This window comes from Streptomyces sp. NBC_00104 (assembly GCF_045160825.1).
Taxonomy (GTDB): domain Bacteria; phylum Actinomycetota; class Actinomycetes; order Streptomycetales; family Streptomycetaceae; genus Streptomyces.
On sequence record NZ_CP108215.1, the window covers coordinates 2,833,975 to 2,859,763 of the forward strand.

Below are 25,789 nucleotides of genomic sequence, written 5' to 3' on the forward strand. Positions count from 1 at the left end.
GTGTGCCCCATGGACCTCACCCATTCTCCCGCCGACGAGGCCTTCCGAGCCGAGGCCCGCGCATGGCTGCGCACCCACGTCCCACCCGAGCCGCTCCCCTCCCTGGAGACGGAGGAGGGCTTCGCCGCCCACCGCGCCTGGGAGGCCGAACTGGCCGCGGACCGCTGGTCGGTGGTGAACTGGCCGGCCGCGTACGGCGGCCGTGACGCGGGCCTGGAGCGCTGGCTGATCTTCGAGGAGGAGTACTACGCGGCGGGCGCCCCCGGGCGCGTCGGCCAGAACGGCGTCAACCTCCTCGCCCCGACCCTCTTCGACCACGGCACGGACGCACAGCGGGCCCGCGTGCTGCCCCCGATGGCCTCCGGCGATGTGGTGTGGGCCCAGGCCTGGTCGGAGCCCGAGGCCGGTTCCGACCTCGCCTCGCTCACCTCCAGGGCCGTACGCACGGACGGGGGCTGGCTGCTGACCGGCCAGAAGACCTGGTCGTCCCGCGCCGCCTTCGCGGACCGGGCGTTCGGCCTGTTCCGCAGCGAGCCGGGCACCCCGAAGCCCCACCAGGGGCTGACGTATCTGATGTTCGACCTGCGCGCACCGGGCGTGACCGTCCGCCCGATCGGCCGCCTCGACGGCAGGCCCGCCTTCGCCGAGCTCTTCCTCGACGACGTGTTCGTACCGGACGAGGACGTCATCGGCGAGCCCGGCCAGGGCTGGCGCGTCGCGATGTCGACCGCCGGCAACGAACGCGGCCTCACGCTCCGCTCCCCGGGCCGTTTCCTGGCCTCCGCGCGCCGGCTGTTCGACCTCTGGCAGGCCCAGGGCAGCCCGGCGTCCGTACGCGACCGCGTGGCCGACGCGCTGATCGGCGCCCGCGCCTACCAGCTCTTCACCCAGGCGGCCGCCTCCCGCTTCCTGGAGGGCACGCCGATCGGCCCCGAGTCCAGCCTGAACAAGGTCTTCTGGTCCGAGTACGACATCGCCCTGCACGAAACGGGCCTCGAACTGCTGGACGAAGAGGGCGAGTTGGCGGACACCGACTGGTCGGAGGGGTACGTCTTCTCCCTCGCCGGCCCCATCTACGCCGGCACCAACGAGATCCAGCGCGACATCATCGCCGAGCGCCTCCTCGGCCTGCCGAAGGGCCGCCGCTGATGCGTGACCTCATCCTGAAGGGCCGCCGCTGATGCGCTTCCTCCTGGACACCGAGCAGCGGGCGTTCGCCGGATCACTGGACGCGATGCTGACGGCCGCCGACACTCCGTCCGTCGTACGGGCCTGGGGGCGCGGGGAGCACGGGGCAGGGCGTGCGCTGTGGTCGCGTGTCGCGCAGGCCGGCGTCTTCGCGCTGGCGGCGCCGGAGGCGTACGAGGGCGTAGGCCCCCTCCCCGTCGACCTGGCCGTCGCCTTCGTGGAGTTGGGTCGGCACGCGATGCCGGGCCCGCTCGTGGAGACGGTGACGACGTCGGTCCTGCTGGCCGGTCTGGAGGACCCGGGCCCGGCCGAGCGCCTGCTCCCGGCGCTGGTGTCCGGGGAGGCCATGGCCACGGTGGCACCGTCACCGCAGTCGTACGCGCTGGACGGGGACACGGCGACGACCCGTCTGTCGCTCGACCTGACCGCGGGCGAACTACGCCTCGCCCCCGGCCACGGCCCGGTTCGCCCCTCCCTGGACCCGGCCCGCCGTCTGACCCCGCTCGCCCCCGGCGGCGAACGCCTCGCCACGACCCTGCCCGGTCTGGCCCGGGCCCTGACCTGGGCCCGCCTCGCGGTCGCCGCGCAGGCCCTCGGCGTCGGGCTCGCCCTCCTGGACAGGACGGTGACGTACGTCAAGCAGCGCACCCAGTTCGGCGTCCCCATAGGCTCGTTCCAGGCGGTGAAGCACCGTCTGGCGGACGCGAAGGTGGCCCTGGAGTTCGCGCGCCCGCTGGTCTTCGGGGCGGCGGTCACCCTGGACGCGGCGGATGTGGCGGCGGCCAAGGTGACGGCGTGCGAGGCGGCGTACGCGACCGCGCGCACCGCGCTCCAGTTGCACGGCGCGATCGGTTACACGGCGGAGTACGACCTGTCGCTCTGGCTCACCAAGGCCCGTGCGCTGCGGACCGCGTGGGGCGGCCCGGCCGAATGCCGAAGCGCGGTCCTCAGTGGTGGGGGCCACCACTGGTGAGTTCGCGGTCCTTCTCGGCTGTCGGCCTGGGCATCCCCCTCCCGGGCCCGGACATGGCGCACGCACAGTCCCCGACGTACGGGGCCCACGGCCCCATTTCTGCGACGGGGCTTACGGAACGATGCCCTGGGCCCTGGCCGCCACCAGCCACTTCGGGAACTCCCCCAGCAGCCGGTCGTACAGCTCCCCGTCCGACACGGCCCTCGGATCCGAACCGGCGTGGAAGAACCCGGCGTTGTCGACGACCCGCTTGCCCGGCACGGCCAACTCGTCCAGCCTGCGCAGGAAGTCGAACTGCCTGCTGTCGGGGTCGCCGAAGCCGATGAACTGCCAGAAGAGAGGGAGGCGGGCGGCCTTGCACAGGTACCGTTCGGCGGCGAGTCTGCCGGTCGGCCCACCGTCCGTCTGGAACACCACGAAGGCGGGGTCCTCGGCACCGCGGTCGAGGTAGTGGTCGATGACGGCGTCCATGGCCAGGTGGTAGTCGGTCTTCCCCATGTGTCCCAGCCCGGCCACGACGCGATCGATCCGGCCGTGGTGGTCCGCGAGGCCGATCTCCGTGATCGCGTCGATCCCGGTGGAGAAGAAGACGACCGGCACGCTCCCGTCGTCGTCGAGGTGCGCGGACAGTCCGAGCACCCGATCGGCGAGCGCCTGCACGCTGCCGTCCTTGTAGTACGGCCGCATGGAACCGCTGTGGTCGACCACGAGATAGACGGCGGCCCGCTGCCCCCTCAGCCCGTGCTTGTCGAGGGAGGCCCCGGCGGCCTTGTACAGGTCCACGAGCGCGGGGGCGGTCTCCCGCACCTTGCTGAGGCTGATCGCGGGCATGCGAGGGTGCTCCTGACATCAAGACTCCGAGGGAGATCCGAGGTTATGGCACCCCACATGCCACCCCCTCCCCACTCGCCCCAGGTTGTTCGCTATTTTGTTCGCCGCCGTCCTCACCGGCTCGTCATCAGCCCCGCACCCCCAAGGAGCCGGCCGTGGAACCCGAGTCCCCGTCGTCGCCCCAGCCCGCCGTCACCACCTGCTACCGCCACCCGAAAGTGGAGTCGCACGTCCGCTGCACGCGCTGCGAGCGGTTCATCTGCCCCGACTGCATGCGCGACGCGGCCGTGGGCCACCAGTGCCCGGAGTGCGTGAAGGAGGGCGCGAGAACGGTCCGCCAGGCCCGCACGGCCTTCGGCGGCCGGATCTCGACGGTCCCCCTGGTGACGTACGTCCTGATCGGCCTGAACGTCGTGGCCTACGTCGCCGAACTGCTCCGCCCGGAGATCGTGGACGACTTCGCGATGCTGGGCCGGGGCCTGGCCGGGCCGGACGGCCTCCACTACGTCTGGCAGAGCGTCTACCCGGCCGACTTCCACCTCGAAGGCGTGATCGACGGCGAGTGGTACCGCCTCCTCACCGGCGCCTTCCTCCACCTCCCGCCCACCGAGGGCACCTTCGGCATCCTCCACATCGTGATGAACATGGTCACGCTGTGGAACGTCGGCCGAGTGGTGGAAATCCAGCTGGGCCGCGCCCGCTACCTGAGCCTGTACCTGCTCTCCGCCCTCGGCGGCTCGGTCCTCGTCCTCCTCCTCGCCCCCGACGCCACCACGGTCGGCGCCTCCGGCGCCATCTTCGGCGTCTGCACCGCGTACTACGTCCTGGCCCGCCGCCTGGGCGCCGACCCGGCCGGCATCAACCGCTTCATGGCGGGCCTGCTGGTGTGGCTGGTCATCTCGGCGGTCGTGACGTCCTGGCAGGGCCACCTCGGAGGGCTCCTCACAGGTGGCTTGATCGCCCTCGGCTTCGCCTACGCGCCTCGGGACCGGCGGCGGGTCCTCGTGCAGGCAGGGGCCTGTGTGGTGGTGCTGGCGCTGTTGGTGGTGCTGGCGGTCGCGAAGGTTTCGGGGATGACGGGCTGAGCGGAGCGCGCCTCGAAGCCCTCGTGGCCGTCAGTCTCTTCCTCACGGGCCATTTCTGCGATGATATGCCGGTTCGGGCACGAGAGCGGGGGCGTGGTGGGGACCGGCTACGAGGACGATGGTGACAAGCCGCGCAGAAGAGCCCTGCTCATCGGCATCACGGAGACCCCTTATCTGCACCGCGATCCGTGGCTGGCCAAGAAGTTCCCCACGCTCGACTGTGCGATGCAGGACGTGGTGCGGATCGGTGAGGCGCTGGACCAGTCCGGATACGACGTCACGGCCCACCACTCGGCCAACTCCAGCCCGATGGACCTGTGCGGGGCTCCGCTGCTCGGGGTCCTGCACCACTTCTTCGCGTCGTGCGAACCGGGGGACACGGCCTTCGTGTACATCTCCGCGCACGGGGTCTCCTTGGAGGGACGGGACCGGCTGCTCCCCATGGACGCCCAGTTCCGCAACGCCCAGGAAGACTCCGAGTCGGAACTCCTGACCGACACCCTGCTGGACGCCGACTTCGCCGGGGTGCTGCCCGCCCTGAAAGCCGGGGTGACCGCCGTGGTGTGCGTGGACTCCTGTCGTGCGACCGCCGACGATGTGGCGGAGGCGCGTACCAGGGCTGCCCTGCGCAATGGTTCCCAGGCCACCCTGCTCTACAGCTGTGGGCCGGGGCAGCGTTCCTATGCCGATGCGGAGGGCAGTTGGTTCGGCCGTGCCCTGGCGGACGCGCTGCTGCCCACCACTCCCCCGACCACCCTGGACGAGGTGGTCTCCCACACCCTGAGCGCGGTACGCAAGGCCGCGCGGAACCATCCGCTCGAGCCGCCCCGCATCGACCAGGTGACCGTCGGAGCGGGCCAGGCCGACGTGGGGGCCCACATCCTGTGCGAAGGCTCCGACGAATCGCGCCGCTGGACCGAACTAATCCTCGACTCGCCCCTGTGGCAGCACACCAGTGGAAACCCGGAGGTCCACAACCGAATCAAGGAACGGCTCTGTCGGCTCGTCGATTACGTCGTCGGCAGCCACTCGGGAGCCGGCGCCCATCGCGACGACCCCTGGGGCGACCCCCGCTACCCGGAACGGGTCGGGCAGCGTCTGGCCGACCTCGTGACGGCGGCGGACCTGCGTGAGACCGAACGCCTGTCCCCGGCCGAGACGGCCACCCTCCTCTCGGCGCCCATAGTCCACGAGGGCATCGTCGCCATCGCGCTGGAGGACATCCGGCAGGCCCTCGGACGCGACGAGTACCTCGGCAGCACCACGAAAGGCTCGCTCACGCCCGAAGGTGAACCCGACACGCACAAGGCGCAGTTACTGAGCGCGCTCAACGACGTCCGGAGGGCGCACTCTCAGGTGCAGCGCACCGTACAGACGCTGCGGGCCCGCGGGCTCACCCCGGAGGCGGTCGCGGCCGACCATTGGCTGCGGCACCGTTTCCTCGCCGACTGGGACCTCCTGTGGGAGCACACCGGCGCTTATCCCGCCGTCGACGACCTGCTGTCCATGGCCGTCGACGCGATCACAGCCGCAGCCGACTCCGTCACCGCCTGGCAACGCCACACCATCGACGTCCAGGTACGCCAGGTCCTCGGGCATCTGACGGTCAAGCCGGACAACGCCAACCCGCGCATCAACGGCCCTCAACAGCGCGACGAATGGGGCGAGTACCGCCCCCTGCCCGGCAGCCCGTGGCGCGGCCTCGATCTGGCCCGGCTGCTCTGGTTCTCCGCACTGCTCGCAGCAGACCCCCGCCGGATGTCCAGCGTCGTGGTGGACCACTTGGGCGCCCACGAACGCCTCGACGCAAGCACCGTGGTGACTTCCCTGTCCACGGAGTACGACTACGACAGCACCATGGGCCGCACCAGGGACACCCATGGCCTGGCCGTGCGTTTCCACTGTCCACACCCTGCCCTGCACGCCGCGGTCGAGGAACTGGTGGCACGGGCCGACGGCGCGCTCTCCGAACTGCACCAACAGTGGCAGTCCGGCCGCCAGAGTGCTCCGCCCCTGCTGCGCGGCCTCCCGGACCGCATAACCACCGAGCAGCTGTTCGCCCGCGGTGGCCAGTACATCCAGCCGCTCGAACGCTTCCGGCTCGCCGAGGACGAGATCCGCCCGCTGCTGATGGGCACGCAACTGTACGGTGACCGGATGCTCGCGGTCCGCGAGCTCTACCAGAACGCCCTCGACGCCTGCCGCCACCGCGAGATGCGCCGCCGTTACGCGGCCACCCAGGGCGACACGGCCAACGACTGGCAGCCGAAGATCTTCTTCCGGCAGGGCTGGGACGAGGATGGACGCCACTACATCGAGTGCGAGGACAACGGCACGGGCATGACCCGTTCCAAGCTCACGTCGATGTTCGCCCGCGCGGGCAAGCGGTACGAGCAGGACCCCGACTTCGTCCACGAACGCCGCACCTGGCGCCGCGCCGGCCTCGGTGTCATTCCCATGAACTCCCGTTTCGGCATCGGTGTGTTCAGCTACTTCATGCTCGCCGACGAGGTCGTGGTCAAGACGGCCCCGGTCGACCGCCACGGTGTGCTCATGGGCCGCGACCACGCCACACACGCCGACATCCGTTCCGGGTCGGGATTGTTGCGGATCACTTCGGCGAACGACGCGCCGTCGGGTGGGGGGACGCGGGTGCGTCTCTATCTGACGGTGGAGGCGGAAAGGGATCAGCCCTCACTTGTCGAGACACTGCGTTCGCTGCTGTGGGTCAGTGATTACGAGGTGCGGGCGGTCGAGTACGCGCGGGACGACGCGCGGGCTGTGGTGAACAGCGACATCTGGCAGCCGGGGGACCTCCACGCAGGCGAACAAGGGTGGTACGGCAGCCCGGTCAAGACAGGGGACAGCGCCTGGCTGGTACAGGGCCAGGGGCGGCTGCTGCTGGACGGGGTCACCATAAGGGACGAGTCGCCTTCGTACGGGTGCGTGATCAATCTCCGGGAACGTCATGCGCCAGAACCGAGCGTGGACCGGAACAGACTGCTCTCGTACGACGAAGAGTGCGTGATGCGGGAACTCCTCGCCGCGCTGCCGGAGGCCGCGCCGTCGCTACGGGAAGTCTCCTTGCGCTGGCTGTGGGAGCTCACCCAGGGCCATCCGACCCTCACGGTGGCTCTGCTCGACGCGCTGCCGAAGGAGACGGAGGCGATCCTCGAACCGCGCGGTGGCGACAACCGGCTGGCCTCAGGGCGAGTACTGCTCGCTTCGGTCGGCTGCATGCCCATGGACTCAGCTGCGATGGCGAATGATTTCGGGGAACTCAGCCTCGGTGCCGATCGCCCGCACGAGAGCCGGCTCGCTGCGGACTGGCAGCTCACCAGGCTTCCTCTCGCCCACCCGACGGGGAAGGGCTTCACCCCGATCAGCTACCCCCAGCCGAGCGGACTCGACTGTGTTCTGTTCGCCCGGGACACCCCGAGCGCACGACGTTGGGGGCGCGCACTTCATGCTGCGGTCGCAGCCGGAGTGTCCCTCGGGGAGGCGGCACGCGCTCTGCGCCGCTACGCCGTCGCCGGCATCCATGTACCGACGGCAGCAGACATCCGATCGCTGCGGGACATACGACCGAGCGGCATCGCCGCAAATCTTTACGACGCCTATCTGGAAGTGGAAACAGCCCGCGAGGACCTTCCGGACACGCTGCATCCTGCTGTCCACGCACCGCTCCTGCGCATCTCCGCCGCGCGAGGGGTGCCGTTGGGACAACTGACCGAGGACCTTCTCCAACTGCGGGAGATCGACTCGAATCTTCCGCACGCGCCCGAACTGGAGGCCGGCCTTGCCGAAGAACGGGTTTCTCTCTCCGAGGCGGAGGCCCTCGCCTACCACTCGGAGTACCAGTACTCCTCACGCTATTTCAGCAGCTTCCCGTGGCGACCGGGTGTTATCGCCCCGGTCGACCTCCTGAGGCGATTGGAGCTCTTCGGTACAGAGGCGTTGCGCCACCGCATCGACCAGTACGCATGCCTGGGTGTCGGCCTGCGCGCCGACTCCGCCGCACTCCTCGATCAGGCCCGGCCTCTCACAGCCACCGAACGACTGGTGCTGTCCACCTCGTGCAACGAGAGCAGCCCCTGGCACGACGGCCCCTTGTCCATGACACAGGTCGTTCTCATATCGCACATACTCAAGTGGCCACTCGGCCAAGTAGCCGCGCACATCAGCGACTCCACCGACACAACAGGCGTCTCGGTGCCTGCCATCCCTGAACAGGCTTCCGGCTGGATCCTGCCTGAGTGGCTCGAATCCAGCTACAGCAGCCGCCTCACCTCTGCGGGATTCGGCCCCTGGGAAGTGTTTCTCGAACACGCACGCTCGGATGCAGAGGATCTCCCGTCGCTCCACACGACGCTGCTCTCTCTCCAAGCCTGCGGGCTGCTGAACGTACCCCCGGACTGGGACGTGACCACAGCCTTGCGTCAGGCGATGCTCCCTCAGCCATGCCCTCTGCCGATTCCCCCCGACACGAGCGCATCACTCGACCACGAAGGCGTGTCACTGCCCGTCGCTCTCACCCTCAGTTCCGACCTGACCCTGTCCGTCGATCGTGTGCTCGCCGCGTTCGAACAGGCCGAGCCACACCTGCCTCTTCCCGTCGCGAAGACCACTCCAGAGATCAGAGAGCTGCAGGTGACCCCTCGGGACATCGAGGCCCTGCTGGAGCAGCCGACGCTGGGCAGGCCCCGCCATCCCTCGTACAACGGTCCGGCCGAATCCCGCCATTGGAGCTTCCGCTCATCCCTCACGCTCAAACAACTGGTCGTGCACGCCGAAGGCCGCAACTCCGTGGCCGAAAGCCACCGCCGTCTCTCCAAGTTCACGGCGGCGGGCGCCGCACCGCCCCCAGGAACTCTCTCCGGCCCCGAAGGCAACGCCCTGGAGGAAATGAGGCCCAACCGCTTCGACCTGGCCGCCTTCGACCCGGGCCTCCTCGGTCCAGGCACCCTGGGTCCCCTGGAACTCGTCCTCGTGGCAGGCCGTTTCGGCTGGACCCTCGGCGAGGCCCACGACCGCTATGCGCCCTTCCGCTGCCTCGGGCTCGACGTGACCGTTGACGAACCCACCCCCTCCGAACGGGACCTGACCCCCGACTGGCGCGACGTGATCATCCTGACCGAGCAGTTGACCGGGCGGGCCCCCGCGCTGCACGGGTCGGTCCCAGCCGATCACATCACCCTCTGTGCCGAGGAAACGGACCTCTCGGAAGAGCAGGTACGGGCCCGACTCACCGCCTACGCCTCGCTGTTCCGCTTCGAACTTCCGGAACCGCCGGAGCTCCCGGAACCGCCCGCCGAGGCACAGCGATCATCGGCAGAACCCCAGGAGGGCCGTCCCAGTTGAGCGCCATCCCATACAATGCGCGAGCCACTCACCTCAGCCCACCACTCGGCTTCCAGTGGACCTGGTACGAGGCGGACGGCGGCTACTACGAGGCCACCGGGACCTGCCCGATCTGCCAGTGCGCGATGACGACCGATCCCTTCGAGTTCGGCCAGCACACAATCGTCAAGGGCGGCTTCATGGGGCGCCGCAAGGACCCCGGCCCTGCCGCATACCACACACTCTGCACCTGCGAGACGCTCCATACGGGCCGACCCGCGAGTGAACCCTCCGGTTGCGGCGCCTTCCTGGCCCTGGCCGCACCTCAGCAAGGTGGTTCGACACCATGAACAACCGTGAGGTGGAACTGTTGCGCGACGCGCACCGCCGTGCGCAGGCCATGCGTTCCCCGGAGCACCAGCTGCAGGCTGCGCTCCATCAAGCCGAGGGTTACCGCAACTTCCTCGCCTCCCTCACCGGTCTGTTGGCGGCCGTCTTCGTCCTCAAGGGCCAAGAGGACCTCAGCAAGCTCGACGCTGTGCCTCGGTGGGTCGTGATCGGGCTGCTCATGACCGGCTTCGTCACCCTGATCGGGGCGTCGTGGCTGAGCGTGGTCGCCGCGCACGGTCGCCCTGGTGAGGAGCTCATGCTGGAGGCGGCCAGACTGCTGGAGTACGAGCGGGAACGCACGAAGCTGATCTGGCGGTCCATCGAATGGTGTCGCTGGCTCGGCCTCCTCGGCGTCCTCGCCGTAGCCGCCGCCGTCATCGTCACCTGGGTGACCCCCACCAAGTAACGCACCGGACAGCGCACATGCAACGACGCCTGCCCAGTCGTCCGGTCGGGGACTGGCGGGCAGGCGCCGTCTGTGTTCCGTACGCCGTTGTACGGGACGTATGGGTGTGACCGTCAGGTCACCGTTGTGAACCTCTGGCCCGAAGCCCTCTGGCCCGAAGCCCTCTGGGCCGTCAGACCATGAGCGAGCGGTCCGTCGGGCGGATCGGTGCGGGCAGTTCGCTCGCGCCCGAGAGGAAGCGGTCGCAGCCCTGGGCCGCCGAGCGGCCCTCGGCGATCGCCCAGACGATGAGCGACTGGCCGCGGCCCGCGTCACCGGCCACGAAGACGCCGGGGACGTTGGTCTGGAAGTCGGCGTCGCGGGCGATGTTGCCGCGCACGTCGAGGTCCAGGCCGAACTGGTCCACCAGACCGTTGTCACGGTCGGTGCCCGTGAAGCCCATCGCCAGCGTCACCAGCTGGGCGGGGATCTTGCGCTCCGTGCCCGGCTTCGGGGTCAGCCTGCCGTCGATGAACTCCACCTCGGTGAGGTGCAGCCACTGGACGTTGCCGTCCTCGTCGCCCTCGAAGTGGGTCGTGGAGACGGAGTAGACCCGCTCGCCGCCCTCCTCGTGCGCGGAGGTGACCTTGTAGAGCATCGGGAAGGTCGGCCACGGCTGGTTCGCGGCACGGTCCTCGCCCGGCCTCGGCATGATCTCCAGCTGCGTGACGGAGGCCGCGCCCTGGCGGTGGGCGGTGCCCACACAGTCCGCGCCCGTGTCACCGCCGCCGATGACCACGACGTGCTTGCCCTCGGCCGTGATGGGGGGCGCCACGAAGTCGCCCTCCTGCACCTTGTTGGCCAGGGGCAGGTACTCCATGGCCTGGTGGATGCCGGCCAGCTCGCGTCCGGGGACCGGGAGGTCACGGGCGGTGGTGGCGCCCGCGGCGATGACGACGGCGTCGTACCGCTTCTTCAGGTCCGTCGCCTTGAGGTCGCGGCCGATCTCGATGCCCGTACGGAAGCGGGTGCCCTCCGCGCGCATCTGCTCGATGCGGCGGTTGATGTGCCGCTTCTCCATCTTGAACTCGGGGATGCCGTAGCGGAGCAGACCGCCGATGCGGTCCGCGCGCTCGTACACCGCGACCGTGTGACCGGCCCGGGTCAGCTGCTGGGCGGCGGCCAGGCCCGCGGGGCCCGAGCCGATGACCGCGACCGTCTTGCCGGACAGGCGCTCCGGGGCCTGGGGCGCGACGTCGCCGCTGTCCCACGCCTTGTCGATGATCGAGACCTCGACGTTCTTGATGGTGACGGCCGGCTGGTTGATACCGAGGACGCAGGCCGACTCGCACGGCGCCGGGCACAGCCGGCCCGTGAACTCCGGGAAGTTGTTCGTCGCGTGCAGCCGCTCCGACGCCGCCGCCCAGTCCTCGCGGTAGGCGTAGTCGTTCCACTCGGGGATGAGGTTCCCGAGCGGACAGCCGTTGTGACAGAACGGGATACCGCAGTCCATGCAGCGGGACGCCTGCTTCGAGATGATCGGAAGCAGCGAACCCGGAACGTAGACCTCGTTCCAGTCCTTGAGACGTACGTCGACGGGGCGGGACTTGGCGACCTCGCGCCCGTGGTTCAGAAAGCCCTTCGGGTCAGCCATTGATCGCCGCCTCCATCATCTTCTCGGTGATCTCGGTCTCGGAGAGACCGGCCTGCTCGGCGGCGGCCTTGGCGGCGAGCACTGCCTTGTACGTGCTGGGGATGATCTTGCTGAAGCGCTCCACGGCGACGGGCCACTCGGCGAGCAGCTTCTCGGCGACCGTCGAGCCGGTCTCCTCGGCGTGGCGGCGCACCACGTCGTGCAGCCACTGCTTGTCGGTGTCGTCGAGGGCCTCGACGGCGCCCGCGTTGCCGACGTTGACGTTGTCGCGGTTCAGGTCGATGACGTACGCGACGCCGCCCGACATACCGGCCGCGAAGTTGCGGCCCGTCTCGCCGAGGACGACCGCGTGGCCGCCGGTCATGTACTCGCAGCCGTGGTCGCCCACGCCCTCGGACACCACCAGGGCGCCGGAGTTGCGGACGCAGAACCGCTCACCCGTACGACCGCGGAGGAACAGCTCGCCGCCGGTCGCGCCGTAGGCGATGGTGTTGCCCGCGATCGTCGAGAACTCGGCGAGGTGGTCGGCGCCCCGGTCGGGGCGGACGACGACACGGCCGCCGGAGAGGCCCTTGCCGACGTAGTCGTTGGCGTCGCCCTCCAGGCGCAGCGTGACACCGCGCGGCAGGAAGGCGCCGAAGGACTGGCCCGCCGAGCCCGTGAAGGTGATGTCGATGGTGTCGTCGGGCAGACCGGCCCCGCCGAACTTCTTCGTCACCTCGTGGCCGAGCATCGTGCCGACCGTGCGGTTGATGTTGCGGACCTTGACCTGGGCGCGGACCGGCTGGGCGTCGGTCGCGTCCGAGGCGGCGAGGGCGTCGGCGGCGAGCTTGATCAGCTCGTTGTCGAGCGCCTTCTCCAGGCCGTGGTCCTGCTCGATCACCTGGTGGCGGACGGCGCCCTCGGGCAGGTCGGGCACGTGGAACAGGGGCTCCAGGTTCAGGCCCTGCGCCTTCCAGTGGTTCACCGCGCGGGTCACGTCGAGCGCCTCGGCGTGGCCGACGGCCTCCTCGATGGAGCGGAAGCCCAGCTCGGCGAGGATCTCGCGGACCTCCTCGGCGATGAACTCGAAGAAGTTCACGACGTACTCGGCCTTGCCGGCGAACCGGTCGCGGAGCGTCGGGTTCTGCGTGGCGATGCCGACCGGGCAGGTGTCCAGGTGGCAGACGCGCATCATGACGCAGCCGGAGACGACCAGCGGCGCGGTCGCGAAGCCGAACTCCTCGGCACCGAGCAGCGCGGCGACGACGACGTCACGGCCGGTCTTCAGCTGGCCGTCGGTCTGCACGACGATGCGGTCGCGCAGGCCGTTGAGCAGCAGCGTCTGCTGGGTCTCGGCGAGACCGAGCTCCCAGGGACCACCGGCGTGCTTCAGCGACGTCAGCGGCGAGGCACCCGTACCACCGTCGTGGCCGGAGATGAGGACGACGTCCGCGTGTGCCTTGGAGACACCCGCGGCCACGGTCCCGACGCCGACCTCCGAGACCAGCTTCACGTGAATCCGCGCCTGCGGGTTCGCGTTCTTCAGGTCGTGGATCAGCTGGGCCAGGTCCTCGATGGAGTAGATGTCGTGGTGCGGCGGCGGGGAGATGAGGCCCACGCCCGGCGTCGAGTGACGCGTCTTGGCGACCCACGGGTAGACCTTGTGGCCGGGCAGCTGACCGCCCTCGCCGGGCTTGGCGCCCTGCGCCATCTTGATCTGGATGTCGTCCGCGTTGACCAGGTACTCGGAGGTCACACCGAACCGGCCGGAGGCGACCTGCTTGATGCTGGACCGACGCGCCGGGTCGTACAGGCGGTCCGGGTCCTCGCCGCCCTCACCGGTGTTGGACTTGCCGCCCAGCTGGTTCATGGCGATGGCGAGCGTCTCGTGTGCCTCGCGGGAGATCGAGCCGTACGACATGGCGCCGGTCGAGAAGCGCTTGACGATCTCGGAGACCGGCTCGACCTCGTCGATCGAGATCGGCGCGCGGCCCTCCAGGCCCTCCTTGAAGCCGAACAGGCCGCGCAGCGTCATCAGACGCTCGGACTGCTCGTTCACCCGCTCCGTGTACTTCTTGAAGATGTCGTAGCGGCGCGCGCGGGTCGAGTGCTGGAGGCGGAAGACCGTCTCCGGGTCGAACAGGTGCGGCTCGCCCTCGCGACGCCACTGGTACTCGCCGCCTATCTCCAGGGCACGGTGGGCCGGCGCGATGCCGCTGGCCGGGTAGGCCTTGGCGTGGCGGGCGGCGACCTCCTTGGCGATGACGTCGATGCCGACGCCGCCGATCTTGGTGGCCGTGCCGTTGAAGTACTTCTCGACGAACTCGTCCGCGAGGCCGACGGCCTCGAAGACCTGGGCGCCGCGGTAGGAGGCGACCGTGGAGATGCCCATCTTCGACATGACCTTCAGGACGCCCTTGCCGAGGGCGTAGATCAGGTTGCGGATGGCCTGCTCGGCCTCGATGTCGGAGAGGAACGTTCCGGCGCGGACGAGGTCCTCGACGGTCTCCATCGCCAGGTACGGGTTGACGGCCGCGGCGCCGAAGCCGATGAGCAGGGCGACGTGGTGGACCTCGCGGACGTCACCGGCCTCGACCAGGAGGCCCACGTGGGTGCGCTCCTTGGTACGGATGAGGTGGTGGTGGACGGCCGCGGTGAGCAGCAGCGACGGGATCGGCGCGTGCTCGGCGTCCGAGTGGCGGTCGGAGAGGACGATCAGCCGGGCGCCGTTGTCGATGGCCGCGTCGGCCTCGGCGCAGATCTCGTCGAGGCGCGCGGCGAGGGCGTCACCGCCGCCGGAGACCCGGTAGAGGCCGGACAGCGTGGCGGCCTTCATGCCGGGCATGTCGCCGTCGGCGTTGATGTGGATGAGCTTGGCCAGCTCGTCGTTGTCGATCACCGGGAAGGGCAGGGTGACCGAGCGGCAGGAGGCGGCCGTGGGCTCCAGGAGGTTGCCCTGCGGACCCAGCGAGGAGCGCAGGCTCGTGACCAGCTCTTCACGGATCGCGTCCAGCGGCGGGTTGGTGACCTGCGCGAACAGCTGGGTGAAGTAGTCGAAGAGCAGGCGCGGACGGGCGGACAGCGCGGCGATCGGCGAGTCCGTGCCCATCGAACCGAGCGGCTCACCACCGGTCTTGGCCATCGGCGCGAGGATGATCCGCAGCTCCTCCTCGGTGTAGCCGAAGGTCTGCTGGCGGCGGGTGACCGAGGCGTGGGTGTGCACGATGTGCTCGCGCTCGGGCAGGTCGGAGAGCTCGATCTCCCCGGCCTCCAGCCACTCGGCGTACGGCTGCTCGGCGGCGAGACCGGCCTTGATCTCGTCGTCCTCGATGATGCGGTGCTCGACGGTGTCGACGAGGAACATCCGGCCGGGCTGCAGGCGGCCCTTGCGGACGACCTTGGCGGGGTCGATGTCGAGGACGCCGACCTCGGAGCCGAGGACGACGAGGCCGTCGTCGGTGACCCAGTAGCGGCCGGGGCGCAGGCCGTTGCGGTCAAGGACCGCGCCGACCTGCTTGCCGTCGGTGAAGGTGACGCAGGCCGGGCCGTCCCAGGGCTCCATCATCGTGGCGTGGAACTGGTAGAAGGCGCGGCGGGCCGACTCCATGGAGTCGTGGTTCTCCCACGCCTCCGGGATCATCATCAGCACGGAGTGCGGCAGGGAGCGGCCGCCGAGGTGGAGCAGCTCAAGGACCTCGTCGAACGAGGCGGAGTCCGAGGCCTCCGGCGTACAGATCGGGAAGATCCGGTCCAGCGTCTCCTGCGACCCGAACAGGTCGGAGGCCAGCTGGGACTCGCGGGCGCGCATCCAGTTGCGGTTGCCCTTGACCGTGTTGATCTCGCCGTTGTGGGCGACGAAGCGGTACGGGTGGGCGAGCGGCCACGACGGGAAGGTGTTCGTGGAGAACCGGGAGTGCACGAGCGCGATCGCGGAGGCGAAGCGGCGGTCGGACAGGTCCGGGAAGAAGGGCTCCAGCTGGCCGGTGGTCAGCATGCCCTTGTAGACGATCGTCCGCGCGGACAGCGAGGGGAAGTAGACGTCGACCTCGCGCTCGGCGCGCTTGCGCAGCACGAAGCTCTTGCGGTCGAGGTCGATGTCCGTGGCGGGCACGGCCGCGCCGTCGGCGACGAAGACCTGGCGGAAGGCCGGCATCGTCGAGCGGGCCGTGGCGCCGAGCAGCTCGGGGGCGACGGGCACGTCGCGCCAACCGAGGACGGTCAGGCCCTCCTCGGCCGCGATGGCCTCGATGCGGGCGACGGCTTCCTCGATGCCCTCCTCGGGCAGGAAGGCGATACCCACGGCGTACGAGCCGGCCTCGGGCAGCTCGAATTCGGCCACCTCACGGAAGAACGCGTCGGGAACCTGCGAGAGGATGCCGGCGCCGTCACCGGAGTCGGGCTCGGAGCCGGTGGCGCCGCGGTGCTCCAGGTTGCGAAGAACCGTGAGCCCCTGCTCGACCAGCGCATGGCTCGCCTCGCCGGTGAGGGTGGCCACGAAGCCGACGCCACAGGCGTCGCGCTCGTTGCGGGGGTCGTACATACCCTGCGCAGCAGGGCGAGCATCCATGAAGGACCACTTCTGGCCATTCGCGGAGTGCTGGGACGGCTGGCGCGGCGTACGCATCGGCTCTCCCGTCGTCGTCATCTGGCATATGCGTGTGCCGAGGGACGACGCTGGCCCTCTGCGTAAAGTGCAAAATTTCGTGCAGGTTACATGATGGAACGATTCTCGGGAACCGGATACTTCGTCCCAACATGCGGACGCCAGGGGGGCGCGGAGGGGGTGCCGCACACGGTGGCGTGATCAAGGGGAGCCGACCGGACAGATCAGTGTCGGTCGACCGGGGCGCAGGAGGCGTCGTCGCCCACTACTTCAGGTGCTTGGCGGGCGTCGTTGCCCGCGGCGCTTACGGCTCATGCCCAGCGGTTAAGCATTCGAAACCGCCTGGTAACGGCTACTTATGCGGTCCCGCGCATACGTAGCCATCCGATCCATCATACGGCCGCCCCGAACAAGCTGCCCAGGGCGTACGTCACACCCGCCGCGGCACCCCCGAGGGCCAGCTGCCGCAGACCGCTGAACCACCAGGGTCGGGCCGTCACCCTGGCCACCACCGCACCGCAGCCGAAGAGCCCCACGAGCGCCACCAGCACGGCGGGCCACAGCGCGCTCGCGCCGAGCAGATACGGCACTACGGGGAGCAGGGCGCCCAGCGCGAAGGAGCCGAAGCTCGACACGGCGGCGACGGCCGGCGAGGGAAGGTCGCCGGGATCGACACCCAGCTCCTCGCGCGCATGGATCTCCAGGGCCTGCTCGGGGTCGTGCGAGAGCTGCCGCGCGACCTCCCGGGCGAGCGCCGGGTCGACCCCCCGGCTCTCGTAGAGCGCGGCCAGCTCCTCCTGCTCGTCCTTGGGGTGCTTGCGCAACTCCCGCCGCTCGACGTCGAGTTCGGCTTCGACGAGCTCCCGCTGTGAGGCCACCGAGGTGTATTCGCCGGCGGCCATGGAGAAGGCTCCGGCGGCGAGCCCCGCGAGCCCGGCGACGACGACCGCCTCCCGGCCGGCCGACCCGCCCGCGACACCGGTCATCAGCGCCAGGTTGGACACGAGCCCGTCCATCGCCCCGAACACGGCGGGCCGCAGCCAGCCGCCGTTCACGTCCCGGTGGGTGTGGTTGTCACGGTGCGCCTCGTGCAACGCGGCTTCGGTGTCGATGATCGCCATGATCAAGCCCCTTTCCTCACGTCGAACGTACGCTCGGAAAATTGCTTCTGCCAGCAAGGAAGGCCGTACTTACCTGGGTTGACAGTTGTTCGAGAAACCGTTGCCGCTCATTCGTACACGAGCCTGCACAGATGTCGACCGGGTGATACGCGGGCGTTCCGGCAGCCGGTGAGGCACCCGATGTGGCAGAGATCTTCACAGCGGAAATCTTCGAAACTCCGAACCCTCCAGACCCTCCAGACCTTCCCAACCTCCCAACCTTCAGAGCGGATCAACTGCCCACAGGGCCAGACCTGCCCCAGGGCCAGAGAGGCGCCATATGCCTTCCATCGCCTGCATTCCTCCGGTTCCGGCGCCGGGGGACGCCGCCGACCTCCGCGAACGGGCACGCGGGGCCATGCTCGGGCTCGCCGTCGGGGACGCGCTGGGGGCGCCCGCCGAGAACATGAAACCCTCCGAGATCCGCGCGCGCTGGGGGCGCATCACGGGATACGTGGCCGAGAACCCCTCGGGCACGGACGACACCGAGTACGCCATCTTCTCCGGCCTGCTGCTGGCCCGGCACGGCTCGGCGCTCACCGTCACGCATGTGGAGACGGCCTGGCACCAGTGGATCGCGGACCGGGACGAGGGCCCGTTCCGGGGCGCCGGCTTCAGCGAACGCGGCACCCTGGAGAACCTTCGCCGGGGCCTGGCCGCGCCGATCTCCGCCCAGCACCGGCACGCCTGGAGCGACGGCCTGGCCATGCGCGCTGCCCCCTTCGGCGTCTTCGCCGCGGGCCGCCCGGCGGAGGCCGCCCGCCTGGTCGCGATCGACGGCTCGGTCAGCCACGACGGCGAGGGCATCTACGGCGGCCAGGCGGTCGCGGCGGGAGTGGCGGCGGCGATGGCGGGCGCCCCCACCATCGCGGTCGTCGCCTCCGCCCTCGCCGTGATCCCCGACGACTCCTGGACGGCCCGTTCCCTGCGCCGGGCGGTGGCCGTCGCCCACCGCGGCGAACGCGCGGTCCGCTCCGCCGTCGTCATCGGCGGCTATCCCTGGACCGACCTCGCCCCCGAAGCCGTCGCCCTCGCCTTCGGCGCCTACGCGGCGGCCGACGGCGACTTCACCGAGTCGGTGCTGACGGCGGTGAACATGGGCCGCGACGCCGACACGACCGCCGCCGTCGCCGGCGCCCTGGCCGGAGCGACCCGGGGCGCGTCGTCGATCCCGCCCGACTGGACCACCGCCATCGGCCCGGCACGAGGCAGCTGCCTCCCCTCCATGGCAGGCCACCACGTCCTGGACGTGGCAGAACTCCTGGTCCCCGGCGAGGGCGGCAAATGGGGCACCACGGCACGCCCCCTCCACCGCGAAGAGTGGCCCCCGCCCCCTCCGGCCACCTTCACCCCGTCCCCGGCCACCCGAACGGAGACCCCTTCATGACCCCACCCACACCGTGGGACGACACCACACCCGCCCCACCCTCCACACCGCACGAGGAGCCGCCGCGCTCGCCACGCGACGGGACCACACACACGGCGACACCCGGGCCGCACGACGGGACCACACACACGGCGACACCCGGGCCGCACGACGGGACCACACACACGGCGACACCCGGGCCGCACGAGGAGACCACGCACACGGCAACGCCTGCGCCGTACGACGAGACCACGCTTCCGGCAACACCCGCGCCGTACGACGAGACCACGCTTCCGGCAACACCCGCGCCGTACGACGGGACGATGTCCCGCGCAACGCACCCATCGGGGGTGGCGAACACACCCGACGGGACCGATCCGGCGGTCGCGACGCAGGCGGCCGACGGCGACTTCACCGAGTCGGTGCTGACGGCGGGGCCGGCCGAAGCCACACCCTCGATCGCGGCGACGCCGATCGACCCTGGACCCACAGTGCCGGCCCGGCAGGCCGCCGCCGAGCTCACGGTCGTGGCGGAGCCCGTCCACGGTGAACCGACGGTCGTGGTGAAGCCGCTCGGAGCCGCACCCGCGAGCACGGCGAAGCCGATCGCCCGGCGACCCGCGGTCGCCGACGGCGAGGTCCCCCCACAGGGGCCACCCGCACCCGACGACGAAAGTCGCACGGGTGGTGCGGGTGGGAACGAACCGGCCGAAGGCGAAGCCGAGGCCGGTCCGGCACACCCCCCACACCCGCACCCCCCACACCCCCGCCGTATCGAGGGCCTCCTCCTCGGCCTGGCCGCGGGCGACGCCGCCGGCTGGCCCGCCGCCCGCCACCGAGCCGCCCGCATGCCGGAGTGGACCCGCCGCCTCACCCGCGAACTGGACACCTTCGCCGAGCAGAACGCCACCACCACACTCCCGGTCCCCATCGCCCTCAACCAGCCCCCCGAGCCCCTCCGCCTCGGCCCCTCCGACGACGCGGAATGGGCGGCGTTCGCCGCGGAGGCCCTCCTGCGCGCCGGCGACGCCGCCGCCCTCGGCGACCTCAGCCTGGAACGCCGCACCCGCGCCTCGATCGACCTCTCCTGGAACGCCGTGGCCAGCGAGATCGCCGCCGCCGCCGAACGCGCCCCCGAGGTCGAGTCCGCCGTCCTCCCCCTGCGCGCCCGTATCTCCGTACGCGCCGGCCTGGGCAACCTCGCCACCGGTCTGCGCCCACCCGCCACCGGCCACGACAACCCGCACTACTTCGACGACGCGGCCTGCGTACGCGCCTGCGTCCTGGCCGTGGCCCACCCGGGCGACCCCCGACGCGCCGCCGACCTCGCCGAGTTCGACGCCCGCTACACCCAGGACGGCGACGGCGTGCACGGCGCCCGCGCGATGGCCGCCGCGCTCGCGCTGGCGCTCGTCGGCGCGGACGTGGACGACTGCACCGCGGCGGCCCTGGCCGAACTCCCCGCCGAGACGGAGATCGGCCGCAACGCCCGCCACGCCCTGGACCTCGCCCACCGCCACAGAAAAGAAGGAACCTTCGCTCTGGTCCCGCTCCTGGAGCACCAGATCGTCGACCACGTCTACAGCTACGGCATCGCCGCCGCCGAGACCGTCCCCGTGGCACTCGCCCTGGCCACCGCCGCCGAGGGGCGGATCGCCGAGGCCGTCCCCGCCGCCGCCTGCCTCTCCCGCGTCGCCGACTCCGCTCCGGCCCTCGCCGGCGCCCTGACCGGCGCGCTCAGCGGCGGCGCCGCCCTCCCCGACGCCTGGCGCGACGCCTGCCGCACTCTCTCCGGCTGCGCACTCCCCCGCCTCACCGGCACCGATCTCGTACACCTCGCCGAACTTCTCGCAGCCACGGAACTCGCCACCCCAGGTGGATGATTCGGGTATGACGCCCCCAAGGGAAGCAAACCGGCACACAACACCCCAAGCCGAAGCAAGCGCTGAACGTACCGAAAGCGCTGAGCGGCCCAGCAGTGCCGAAAGTGCCGAAGCAAGCACTGAAGCAAGTATTGAGGCAAGCGCAGAGCCGAGCGCAGGGCCAAGCCTCGAAGAGCGCATCACCGGCGCCCTGGTCGGCGCCGCCGTCGGCGACGCCCTCGGCGGCCCGGTCGAGGGCTACACCCCGGAGCAGATCCTCGAACGCCACGGCGGCCGTGTCCACGGCATCGTCGGCCCCTGGAACGGCGACGGCTGGCGCACCGCCCGCCCCATCGCCCCATACCACAAGGGCGACGGCCACGTCACCGACGACACCTTGATGACCCACGCGCTTGTACGGGTGTACGACCGCGTACGCGACCACCTGGACGCGTACGCCGTCGCCGAGCACCTGGTGCCGGACATGATGACGACCCCGCGCTGGATCCCCGAACTGGAGGCGGAGGCCCTCCCCCTCCAACGGGTCTTCCTCGCCGAGAAGTGGCTCGTCGCCCGCATCCACTACGGCCACATCGACCCCCGCGAGGCCGGCACCGGCAACATCGTCAACTGCGGCGCCGCGATGTACATGGCCCCCGTCGGCCTGGTCAACGCCGCCAACCCGCTCGGCGCGTACGCCGAGGCCCTCGACATCGCGGGGGCCCACCAGTCGTCGTACGGCAGGGAGGCGGCGGGCGTGTTCGCGGCGGCGGTCGCGGCGGCGTGCACGCCGGGCGCGAGCCCCGAGTCGGTGATCGAGACCTGCCTCGCCGTGGCGAAGGACGGTACCCGCGCGGCGATCGAGTCCGTGGGCGAAGTGGCCCGCCGGTACACGGACTTCGAGTCGGCGCTACGGCCGCTCCGCGAGGCGGTGACCCCGTTCGACACGGTCGGCCCCGACTACCGCGCCCCCTCTCTCGGCGCCCGCCGCCCCTCCCGCCTCCACGCGATCGAGGAACTCCCCATCGCCCTGGGCATGTTGCTCGTGGCCCGCGGCGACTTCCGGCACGCCGTCCTGGGTTCGGTGAACTACGGCCGCGACTGCGACTCGATCGCCACGATGTCGGGCGCCCTCGCGGGCGCACTGGGCTCGGAGGTCCCGTCCGACTGGGCCAAGACAGTGGCGGAGGCAAGCCGTCTGGATCTGCACGCCCCCGCCCGGACGTTGACGGAGGTCACGCTCCGGATCCACACCCGGGACGTACACCGCCGCCGCGCCCACGAGTCCGCCTTCACCACCCTGGCCCCGGTCCGGTGACCCCCCTCCGCCTCACCTGGGTCCAACCGGAAGACCTCCTCGGCCACGAGCTCCGCCAGGCCCGCCAGGACGGCCGCGCACCCTCGGCCATCGCCGCCCGCTGGCATGCGGCGGGCGGCCCCCCGGCTCCGCTGCGCGCCGGCGCCTCCCCGGAACGGGTGTCCCGCTACCTCCGCCAGCTCGCCGAGGACCTGCTCGACGAACTGGCGGACCTGCCCAGCAGCTTGGCGGAGAGTGAGCCGACGGAGCTGAGCAGGATCAAGGCCCTGTGCGAGAACTGGCCCGTCCGCCCCTCCCACCCGTCCCACCCTGCGGCCGGTCGTACCGCCGGGGCCGCCAGGGCCGCCAGGGCCGCCAGGGCCTCGGAGGCCTCCGAGGCCTCCGAGGCAGCCCGGGGGGCACAGATGTGCGCAGGCGGCACGCTGTCAGCACCGGTCAGCGCAACGCCCGGGGGTCCGGGGGCGGAGCCCCCAGCTTCGGGACGGGGCGGGCTCGGGGAAGAAACCCCTCCCAGCCCGGCCGCCTACCTCCCCCGCCTCGAAGCCGCATGGCTGGGCCGAGCCGCCGGGTGCCTCCTCGGCAAACCCGTGGAGAAACTCCCCCTCACAGCCACCCGCCAACTCGCCGCCTCCACCGGCAACTGGCCCCTGACCACCTGGTTCACCGCCCGAGGCGTCCCCCCGGACCTCCTCGCCACCCACCCCTGGAACCGCCGCTCGGCCCCCACCTCCCTCGCCGAGAACATCGACGGCATGCCCGAGGACGACGACCTCAACTACCCCCTCCTCAACCTCCTCCTGCTCGCCCGCCACGGCCGTGACTTCACCACCACCGACGTAGCGACCCTCTGGCTGGACGAACTCCCCGCAGGCCGCACCTTCACCGCCGAACGCATCGCCTACCGCAACCTCCTCACCGGCATCGAGCCACCTCACACGGCCCGCCACCGCAACCCGTTCCGCGAATGGATCGGCGCCCTGATCCGGGCGGACGTCCACGGCTGGACCAACCCCGGCGACCCGGCCACCGCGGCCGAACAGGCCCACCGCGACGCCACCCTCACCCACACCGCGAACGGCGTCTACGCGGCGATGTTCATCGCGGCCACCATCGCGGAAGCGGCCACCGGCGCCCATGACGTCCACCACTGCCTGCGTACCGGCCTCAAGGTCGTCCCCCCGGACTCCCGCCTGGCGAAGGCGATCACCCACGCCCTCCGACTCAGCAGGGAGACAAGCGACTTCGACACGGTCGTCGACGAACTCCACAACACCTACGCCGACCACCACTGGGTCCACGCCCTCCCCAACACGGCCCTGCTCACCGCCGCCCTCACGCACGCGGACGGCGACTTCGCGGCCTCCATCTGCCGTGCGGTGTCCGGCGGTTGGGACACCGACTCCAACGGCGCGACGGCGGGCAGCATCGCGGGCCTCCTGACCGGCTCCCCGGACGCACTCCCCGACCGCTGGACGACCCCCCTCAAGAACCGCCTGGCCACCTCGATCGCCGACTTCAACGGCATCGGCTTCGACACCCTGGCCCACCTCACCCTCCGGGAGACCCCCCACCCATGACGCAGGCGTACGACCCCCCGCTCTCCCACCTCCGCGTCCTCGACCTCGCCACCCTCTTCGCCGGCCCCCTCGCCGCCACGATGCTCGGCGACTTCGGCGCGGAGGTCATCAAGGTCGAGCACCCCACGAAGCCGGACCCGTCCCGCGGCCACGGCCCGTCGAAGGACGGCGTGGGCCTGTGGTGGAAACTGCTGGGCCGCAACAAGCGCACACTGACGCTGAACCTCTCCACCCCCGGCGGCCGGGACACCCTCCTCCGCCTCGCCGCCACCGCCGATGTGATCATCGAGAACTTCCGTCCCGGCACCCTGGAGAAATGGGGCCTGGGCTGGAAGGAGCTGTCGGCGGCGAACCCACGCCTGGTCCTCGCCCGGGTCACCGGCTTCGGCCAGTTCGGCCCGTACGCGCACCGCCCCGGCTTCGGCACACTCGCCGAGGCGATGAGCGGCTTCGCCGCGATCACCGGCGAGCCGGACGCCCCACCGGTCCTGCCGCCCTTCGGCCTGGCAGACTCGATCGCGGGTCTGGCGACGGCGTACGCGGTGATGACCGCGCTCGCCGCCCGTGACCGTACCGGCGAGGGACAGACGGTCGACATGGCGATCATCGAGCCGATCCTCACCGTCCTCGGCCCCCAGCCCCTCTGGTACGACCAACTGGGCCACGTCCAGCCCCGCACGGGCAATCGCTCCGCCAACAACGCGCCCCGCAACACCTACCGGACGGCGGACGGTTCCTGGGTGGCCGTCTCCACCTCGGCCCAGTCGATCGCGGAGCGGGTGATGCGCCTGGTCGGCCGCCCCGAGCTGATCGACGAGCCCTGGTTCGGTTCGGGGGCGGACCGGGCCCGTCACGCGGACGTCCTGGACGAGGCGGTCGGCGCGTGGATCGCCCGGCACACCCGGGAGGAGGTCATCGAGGCGTTCGAGAAGGCGGAGGCGGCGGTCGCCCCCATCCAGGACGTACGCGAGGTGATGACCGACCCCCAGTACCGCGCCCTGGACACGATCACGACCGTCGACGACCCCGAACTCGGCCCCCTGCGCATGCAGAACGTCCTCTTCCGCCTCTCCGCGACCCCCGGCGCGATCCGCTGGGCGGGCCGCCCGCACGGCGCCGACACGGACTCGGTCCTGACCGAACTCGGCCTGTCCGGACCGGACATCGAGACCCTCCGTCAGGAGGGCGCCCTGTGACCCTCCAGTCGACGACACCATTTCCCCTGACCTGGCTGTACGTCCCCGGCGACCGCCCGGAGGTGGTGACCAAGGCCCTGGCCTCCGGCGCGGACGTGGTGATCGTGGACCTGGAGGACGCGGTGGTCCCCGACCGCAAGGACTACGCCCGCGCGGCCACGGCCGAACTGCTCTCGGCCCGGCCACCCGTCCCGGTCCACGTACGCGTGAACGCCCTGAACACCCCGCAGGCCGAGGAGGACCTCAAGGCCCTCTCCCCCCTCCCCGGACTGACGGCCTTCCGCCTCCCGAAGATCACGTCTCCCGTCGAGATCGCGAGGGTCGCGGAGCGAACCGCGCCCGCGGAAGGGGGAGCGATCCCCCTGTACGCCCTCCTCGAATCGGCCCTGGGCGTGGAACGGGCCTACGACGTCGCCACCGCCCACCCCGCCCTCCAGGGCATCGCCCTCGGCGAGGCGGACCTCCGAGCCGACCTGGCCGTCCGCCACGACCAGGCCCTCGACTGGCCCCGCTCCCGAGTGATCCTCGCCGCCCGCGCCGCGGGCCTGCCCTCCCCCGCCCAGTCGATCTACCCGGACACGAAGGACCTCGGAGGCCTGGCCGCCTCCTCCGCCCACGGCCGAGCCCTGGGCTTCCTCGGCCGCGCCGCCATCCACCCCCGCCAACTCCCGGTGATCGAACGCGCCTACGCCCCCACCGCGCGGGAAATCGAGTCGGCCGAGGAAACCCTCGAAGCCGCGACCAGCGACCCCGGCGCCCAGGCCCTCCCCGACGGCCGCTTCATCGACCCGGCCGTCGTGGCCGCCGCCCACAGAACCCTGTCCCTCGCCAACCGCCCCACCAGACGCTGATCCGCCCCCGCCGCCCCTACCCGTCCCG

Annotated in this window: 16 protein-coding genes; 12 read left to right on the plus strand and 4 right to left on the minus strand. The window is 70.9% G+C overall.

Annotation, left to right across the window (positions count from 1 at the left end; all coding sequences use genetic code 11):
* Window positions 1-9: 9 nt before the first annotated feature.
* Window positions 10-1,149 carry an acyl-CoA dehydrogenase family protein gene (locus OG272_RS12280; RefSeq protein ID WP_405893273.1) on the plus strand — a complete coding sequence of 380 codons (1,140 nt, stop codon included), beginning with the start codon at window positions 10-12 and terminating at the stop codon, window positions 1,147-1,149.
* Window positions 1,150-1,180: 31 nt separating this feature from the next.
* Window positions 1,181-2,161, plus strand: coding sequence for an acyl-CoA dehydrogenase family protein (locus OG272_RS12285; RefSeq protein WP_405893275.1), 981 nt, complete (start codon window positions 1,181-1,183; stop codon window positions 2,159-2,161).
* 111 nt (window positions 2,162-2,272) lie between these two features.
* On the opposite strand, the gene OG272_RS12290 is transcribed toward OG272_RS12285, so the two are convergent.
* Window positions 2,273-2,992 (minus strand): VWA domain-containing protein, encoded by a 720-nt coding sequence (locus OG272_RS12290; protein ID WP_327730198.1) that lies wholly within the window; start codon window positions 2,990-2,992, stop codon window positions 2,273-2,275.
* A 155-nt stretch (window positions 2,993-3,147) separates the two neighbouring features.
* Between OG272_RS12290 and OG272_RS12295 the strand changes: the two genes are divergently transcribed.
* The 4 genes from OG272_RS12295 to OG272_RS12310 all read left to right on the plus strand — a co-directional run bounded on the left by OG272_RS12295 (window position 3,148) and on the right by OG272_RS12310 (window position 10,213).
* On the plus strand, window positions 3,148-4,077 hold the full coding sequence (locus OG272_RS12295; RefSeq protein WP_328222793.1) for a rhomboid family intramembrane serine protease: 930 nt from the start codon (window positions 3,148-3,150) through the stop codon (window positions 4,075-4,077).
* Window positions 4,078-4,170: 93 nt separating this feature from the next.
* The gene (locus OG272_RS12300; protein WP_327730196.1) at window positions 4,171-9,438 is read left to right on the plus strand and encodes an ATP-binding protein; all 5,268 of its coding nucleotides are present in this window, start codon (window positions 4,171-4,173) and stop codon (window positions 9,436-9,438) included.
* Window positions 9,435-9,767 (plus strand): hypothetical protein, encoded by a 333-nt coding sequence (locus OG272_RS12305; RefSeq protein WP_327730195.1) that lies wholly within the window; start codon window positions 9,435-9,437, stop codon window positions 9,765-9,767. Before OG272_RS12300 ends, OG272_RS12305 begins: the two co-directional genes overlap by 4 nt.
* Window positions 9,764-10,213, plus strand: coding sequence for a hypothetical protein (locus tag OG272_RS12310; RefSeq protein WP_327730194.1), 450 nt, complete (start codon window positions 9,764-9,766; stop codon window positions 10,211-10,213). The genes OG272_RS12305 and OG272_RS12310 overlap by 4 nt, the downstream gene beginning before the upstream one ends.
* 172 nt (window positions 10,214-10,385) lie before the next feature.
* Here the strand turns inward: OG272_RS12310 and OG272_RS12315 are convergent, their stop codons facing one another.
* From OG272_RS12315 to OG272_RS12325, 3 genes are all read right to left on the minus strand, one after another.
* A complete protein-coding gene (locus tag OG272_RS12315; RefSeq protein WP_405893278.1) occupies window positions 10,386-11,846 on the minus strand; it encodes a glutamate synthase subunit beta in 1,461 nt (486 codons plus the stop codon).
* The gene (gene gltB / locus OG272_RS12320) at window positions 11,839-16,452 is read right to left on the minus strand and encodes a glutamate synthase large subunit (protein ID WP_327730193.1); all 4,614 of its coding nucleotides are present in this window, start codon (window positions 16,450-16,452) and stop codon (window positions 11,839-11,841) included. The genes OG272_RS12315 and gltB overlap by 8 nt, the downstream gene beginning before the upstream one ends.
* 371 nt (window positions 16,453-16,823) lie before the next feature.
* Entirely contained in the window at window positions 16,824-17,552 is a 729-nt protein-coding gene (locus OG272_RS12325) for a VIT1/CCC1 transporter family protein (protein ID WP_326583500.1), read from the minus strand.
* Window positions 17,553-17,871: 319 nt separating this feature from the next.
* Here OG272_RS12325 and OG272_RS12330 point away from each other — a divergent pair, with 319 nt between their 5' ends.
* From OG272_RS12330 to OG272_RS12355, 6 genes are all read left to right on the plus strand, one after another.
* Window positions 17,872-18,978, plus strand: coding sequence for an ADP-ribosylglycohydrolase family protein (locus tag OG272_RS12330; RefSeq protein ID WP_326583499.1), 1,107 nt, complete (start codon window positions 17,872-17,874; stop codon window positions 18,976-18,978).
* Window positions 18,979-19,562: 584 nt separating this feature from the next.
* Window positions 19,563-20,840, plus strand: coding sequence for an ADP-ribosylglycohydrolase family protein (locus tag OG272_RS12335; RefSeq protein WP_326585866.1), 1,278 nt, complete (start codon window positions 19,563-19,565; stop codon window positions 20,838-20,840).
* Window positions 20,841-20,970: 130 nt separating this feature from the next.
* Window positions 20,971-22,137, plus strand: a complete 1,167-nt coding sequence (locus tag OG272_RS12340; protein WP_405896011.1) for an ADP-ribosylglycohydrolase family protein — start codon at window positions 20,971-20,973, stop codon at window positions 22,135-22,137.
* Window positions 22,134-23,714 carry an ADP-ribosylglycohydrolase family protein gene (locus tag OG272_RS12345; RefSeq protein ID WP_405893280.1) on the plus strand — a complete coding sequence of 527 codons (1,581 nt, stop codon included), beginning with the start codon at window positions 22,134-22,136 and terminating at the stop codon, window positions 23,712-23,714. Before OG272_RS12340 ends, OG272_RS12345 begins: the two co-directional genes overlap by 4 nt.
* On the plus strand, window positions 23,711-24,910 hold the full coding sequence (locus OG272_RS12350) for a CoA transferase (protein ID WP_327730189.1): 1,200 nt from the start codon (window positions 23,711-23,713) through the stop codon (window positions 24,908-24,910). Before OG272_RS12345 ends, OG272_RS12350 begins: the two co-directional genes overlap by 4 nt.
* Entirely contained in the window at window positions 24,907-25,761 is an 855-nt protein-coding gene (locus OG272_RS12355; protein WP_327730188.1) for a CoA ester lyase, read from the plus strand. The genes OG272_RS12350 and OG272_RS12355 overlap by 4 nt, the downstream gene beginning before the upstream one ends.
* Window positions 25,762-25,789 lie beyond the last annotated feature (28 nt).

Bases quoted from the DNA above. Each gene is read 5' to 3' on its own strand.
- OG272_RS12280 (WP_405893273.1), top strand. From the start codon at position 10: ATGGACCTCACCCATTCTCCCGCCGACGAGGCCTTCCGAGCCGAGGCC.
- gltB (WP_327730193.1), bottom strand. From the start codon at position 16,452: ATGCGTACGCCGCGCCAGCCGTCCCAGCACTCCGCGAATGGCCAGAAG.
- OG272_RS12325 (WP_326583500.1), bottom strand. From the start codon at position 17,552: ATGGCGATCATCGACACCGAAGCCGCGTTGCACGAGGCGCACCGTGAC.
- OG272_RS12285 (WP_405893275.1), top strand. From the start codon at position 1,181: ATGCGCTTCCTCCTGGACACCGAGCAGCGGGCGTTCGCCGGATCACTG.
- OG272_RS12310 (WP_327730194.1), top strand. From the start codon at position 9,764: ATGAACAACCGTGAGGTGGAACTGTTGCGCGACGCGCACCGCCGTGCG.
- OG272_RS12315 (WP_405893278.1), bottom strand. From the start codon at position 11,846: ATGGCTGACCCGAAGGGCTTTCTGAACCACGGGCGCGAGGTCGCCAAG.
- OG272_RS12290 (WP_327730198.1), bottom strand. From the start codon at position 2,992: ATGCCCGCGATCAGCCTCAGCAAGGTGCGGGAGACCGCCCCCGCGCTC.
- OG272_RS12330 (WP_326583499.1), top strand. From the start codon at position 17,872: ATGCCTTCCATCGCCTGCATTCCTCCGGTTCCGGCGCCGGGGGACGCC.
- OG272_RS12350 (WP_327730189.1), top strand. From the start codon at position 23,711: ATGACGCAGGCGTACGACCCCCCGCTCTCCCACCTCCGCGTCCTCGAC.